The 4337-nt window shown below is 63.1% G+C and carries 3 protein-coding genes and 1 pseudogene; 1 reads left to right on the top strand and 3 read right to left on the bottom strand.

What is annotated here, in order from left to right; genetic code table 11:
- Window positions 1–202: 202 nt before the first annotated feature.
- Together BBX50_RS25530 and BBX50_RS25535 are read right to left on the bottom strand one after the other, a co-directional pair.
- On the bottom strand, window positions 203–1105 hold the full coding sequence (locus BBX50_RS25530; RefSeq protein WP_065778095.1) for a LysR substrate-binding domain-containing protein: 903 nt from the start codon (window positions 1103–1105) through the stop codon (window positions 203–205).
- A 105-nt stretch (window positions 1106–1210) separates the two neighbouring features.
- A complete protein-coding gene (locus BBX50_RS25535) occupies window positions 1211–2731 on the bottom strand; it encodes a serine hydrolase domain-containing protein (RefSeq protein ID WP_065778096.1) in 1521 nt (506 codons plus the stop codon).
- A 345-nt stretch (window positions 2732–3076) separates the two neighbouring features.
- On the opposite strand from BBX50_RS25535, the gene BBX50_RS25540 reads away from it, so the two are divergent.
- A complete protein-coding gene (locus BBX50_RS25540) occupies window positions 3077–4117 on the top strand; it encodes a dipeptidase (protein WP_065778094.1) in 1041 nt (346 codons plus the stop codon).
- 113 nt (window positions 4118–4230) lie between these two features.
- Here the strand turns inward: BBX50_RS25540 and BBX50_RS30135 are convergent.
- Window positions 4231–4337 (bottom strand): annotated as a pseudogene (locus BBX50_RS30135) (IS630 family transposase); the annotation flags it as partial.

A 4337-nucleotide genomic window follows, 5' to 3' on the forward strand; every position in this document is an offset into this window, starting at 1 on the left:
ACTGAGCGTCGCTCAGTTCATACCGCCTAACCGCCACCATCGACCTCCGTGCCTAACACGGTATCTTATGAATCAGCGATTAAGCGATTTGGGAATCCTGAATGTCGATTGGTCCTAGCACTTTGATTCTAGAGCATCTTTCCGCCTCACGTGAATCCACTTGAGAGCGGGATGCTCTAGGCGACGTCGTCTGGGTTGCCGCTTAAGTTGCGGCAGTCTCCAGGCTCTGCCAGACGCGCCCGACGATTGGGCGGCGGTTGTCTCTGGCGCGATAGAGGCGGATTTCGACGCTGATATCCCATAGCGGTGCTGCGGCTCTGACCAGCGAGCCCTTCGCCAGTTCGGCGGTCATCAGGCTTTCGGGCACCCAGGCCACGCCCCAACCGGCTTCGGCCATGGCTTTCAAGCCGACCGACATGCTGCCCTCGTGAACCTTTCGCCCCGGTGGCAACTCCGGGTCGATCAGATCGCCCAGAAGCTGGCCGAAGAAGGACGATTTTTCATAGCTGAGATGCGGGAAAGGCTTCGCCCCATCTTCGAGCGGATGCAGCGGTGCACCCGTCTCGTCCGCCGCCGAGACCGCGAGGATGCGCTCTTGGCCCAGCACGCGGTGTTCGAACGCCTGCGGATCGAGCAGGTGGGGCACCTGCGTGTGCGCATAGGTGAGCAGGAAATCGCACTCGCCGTCGACAAGCGAATTGAGGTTTTCTTCCATGCTGCCGGAGTCGGGACGCAGGCGGGAGAAGAGCGGTCCAACCTTGGCGTTGATGCGGGTCATCCAGCCGGGAAAGAAGGTGAAGGACAGCGTGTGCAGCGCCGTCAACCTGATCGTGCGGGCGTCGGACCCTTCCTCCTCCTGCAGGTCGCGTCGCGATTGGTGAAGCTGCTTCAGCGTCGCCTGGGCCACGGGCACGAATATTGCGCCGGCCTCGGTAAGGCGCGAGGGGTAGGTCGCACGGTCGACCAGTGTCGCCCCCAGCCAAGCCTCCAATTGCCTTATGCGGCGGCTGAAGGCTGATTGGGTGACGTGACGCTCGTCCGCCGCCTTGGAGAAGTTCAGCGTGCTGGCGAGCGCCAGGAAGTCTTCAAGCCATTTGATTTCCAAGGACATGCACTCCGGAGTCTCGTCACGCCCAGCCATTCGCGAGGGATCGGGCTTCTTTGAGGCAGCGTCTGCACGTTATCAAGGAAATCTTGCCGCAAGAAATAATCAGGCGCTCCGGCGGAATTCGATCATCCGGGCGCGGCTCGTCACCAGCTCAAGACGATCCGGCCCGAGAAGATGCAGGCAGATGCGCTTCACCCAGGGGCCGTCATTCAAGGTGAACAGGAAGCGGCCGCTGCCGAGCGAGCTGAGCGCAAGCGCCTGGCGTATAGGGCCGATGCCCATCACGACCGTGCCGTTGTCGATCGCGAACTCCGCGCCTTCATCCGAACGCCACACGCCCGAGAGCGACGCCGGAACAGACTCGCCGGTTCTCGCCGGAAGGAAGCGCCGTGCGGCATGGCCGACCTCGCCGACCAGCGCCGGGCCGTCGCGACGAAGCCGCACCGGGGATGAGGCGGAGCGGGACGAGGCCCAGCCTTCACCATCGTCATAGAGCGTCTCGTCGGCATCGAGATAGGTGCAGGTGCTGCCTTTGATCTCGACCCACCAAGGGCCGGTTTCCGTTACATAGAAACCGTCGCCAAGATCGGATGCCGGCACCGGCAAGGCAAGGCCGGTCAGTGCTGCCATGCTTTCGAGCGCGATCTTGTGGCCGTTGGTGTCCTCGCGATTGGAAACCACGACGAAGCCGGCCTGGGTCTCGGGGTCAAGCAGGAAATAGGTCTTGTAGCCGGGATGCGAGCCGCCATGACCGACGAACGCGCGCGCGCCGAGCCACGATTTGCGCAGGCCAAGGCCGTAGCCGGTCGGCCGGCCGTCAGCGAGAACGCGGGCGGCCTGCAGCCTGTCAAGAAGGCCGGCAAAGTCACCTTCATCATTCAGCACCGCCTGCAGCCAGATGACCAGCGCTTTGGCGCTGCCGGTCAGACTGCCGGAGGCTGAAATATGCAGACCGGCGGCGGAAAGCTGCCAGCTTTCGCCTGACTGCCAATAGCCGGGGACGAGGCCCTTTATCGGGTCGTTCCAGGTGTCGGGTGCCTTCAACCCTATGCCGAGCGGGCCGGCGATCTGCCGCTGCACGAAATCATCGAAAGGGAACCCTTTGCGCTCAAGCGCCGCCTCGACGAGGCGATAGCCGGTGTTCGAATAGGAAACCTCGCTGCCGGCATCAAAGTTCAGGCGTTCGAGGCGCGAGATGTAATCGAGCAGCGGTCCGGCCTTGGTTTCCGTGTAGACGGACAGGCCGAGCAGCGACAGGCATTCTCGGGTATCCGGCAGGCCGCCGCTCATGTCGAGCGCCTGTCCAACGGTGACGTTGGCAAGTGGAGGCCGCAACTCCGGAAGGTGCTGGCCGAGTGTATCGCCGAGACCGATGATGTCGTGATGGGCGAGCACCATCGCCGAAAAGACGTGCTTGGTGAGGGACGCGTAACGCACGACGCTGTCGACCGTGAACGGGGTAAAGGTAGCGAGGCTCTCGACGCCACCCGCATGCGAGAAGCAGATTCCGGACGCGTCGAAACCGATCACGGCGCCGCCCGGTTCGTCCGCTGCCCATTGTGTGGTCAGGTGTTTCGCTGTTGCTTCGGCGGCTTGCCAATCCAGCGGTACCGGATTCGTCATGTCCATTCTCCGTCCCGTTGGCGGTATTCCCGCGCGTATTCTCAGACTAAGCACGACAGCCGCGCTTGCTGCCAATTCCGATTCCGGCAAGGCCTATGCACGGTTTGCATTTGCCCGGCATACCTGCCCTGCGCTACTGCATGTTTCCTTTGATCGTAGCCGATCAAAGGACAAAAACATGCAGCAAATCAAAGTGCTACAGCGACCTATACGCGTCTGATAAGACGCGCGGCGCTGTAGGGCGGCGAGGAAAAGGGGTGCGGTTCTCCCACCCAATGTCTATGGTCCGTGCGCGACTATTCATGAGTCGCGCACAGGACAACAGGTTGAGAAGGCGGTCCAGAATTGGCGACGCAAGCGAAAATCCCGGTCTTCGATGGACATAACGACGTGCTGTCGCGGCTTTGGCGCTCGCCGGGCGGCGCGCCGGAGCGGCGCTTCCTCGATGGCGTCGATACCGGGCATATCGATCTGGACAAGGCCGAGAAGGGCGGGCTGGCCGGCGGTCTCTGCGCCGTTTACGTGGCGTCCCCGGGCCTTGCGAAGGATGGCAGCGGCGAGTTTGCGACGCCGGACCAGGCGAGTGCGCTCGAAGCGACGCTCGGCATGGCGAGCCTGTTGATGCGGATCGAGCGGCAGTCGCAGGGAAGGCTGAGGATCTGCCGCAGCGCTGCCGATATCCGCGATGCCATGGCCGATGGCGCCTTCGCCTCGGTGCTTCACATCGAGGGCGTCGAGGCCGTCGCTGCCGACCTCGAGGCGCTCTACGTGCTCCATGCCGCGGGCCTGCGCACGCTTGGACCCGTCTGGAGCCGGCCGAACATCTTCGCCTACGGCGTTCCCTTCCGCTTTCCCTCCTCGCCCGACATCGGCCCGGGTCTCAGCGAGGCCGGCAAGGATCTGGTGCGCGCCTGCAACGAGCTGAAGATCATGCTCGACCTCTCGCACATGAACGAGCAGGGCTTCTGGGATATCGCGGCGCTGTCGCAGGCGCCGTTGGTGGCATCGCATTCCAACGTGCATGCGCTCTGCCCCCACAGCCGCAACCTCACCGACCGGCAGCTCGATGCGATCAAGGACACCGGCGGTCTCGCCGGCATCAATTTCGGCGTCCTGTTCCTGCGCGCCGACGGCGTCAAAAACCCGGATACGCCGCTCACGCTCCTGGCGGACCATATCGACTACATCGTCGAGCGCATCGGCATCGAGCATGTCGCGCTCGGTTCGGACTTCGACGGCACGACGATTCCCGCTGCAATGCGGAGCGCCGCCGATCTGCCGCTCTTCGTCGATCTCCTGCGATCGCGCGGCTATGACGATGCAGCGCTTACCAGGATCTGCCACGGCAACTGGATCCGCGTGCTGGAGACGACCTGGGGCGAATAGGCCGCAGGCCGTTCCAGGGACGTGTGACGCGGGCTTCTGTCCGGCACAGCGCGATTTCAGACAACCCGAGCATTTCGCGGTTTCGATGAGACGTTGAAGCACTCTAGAGCGTTTCATGTTTTGACGGAAGCGTAGCCGGCGTTTGCGAAGTAATTGCTGCATTCGCCGGGTTGGATGGTTGCGACGAGCGAGCCGATGTGTCGCCAGGTGTCTTCGATCG

It is taken from the genome of Ensifer sp. LC11, assembly GCF_001695835.1.
Taxonomy (GTDB): Bacteria; Pseudomonadota; Alphaproteobacteria; order Rhizobiales; family Rhizobiaceae; genus Ensifer.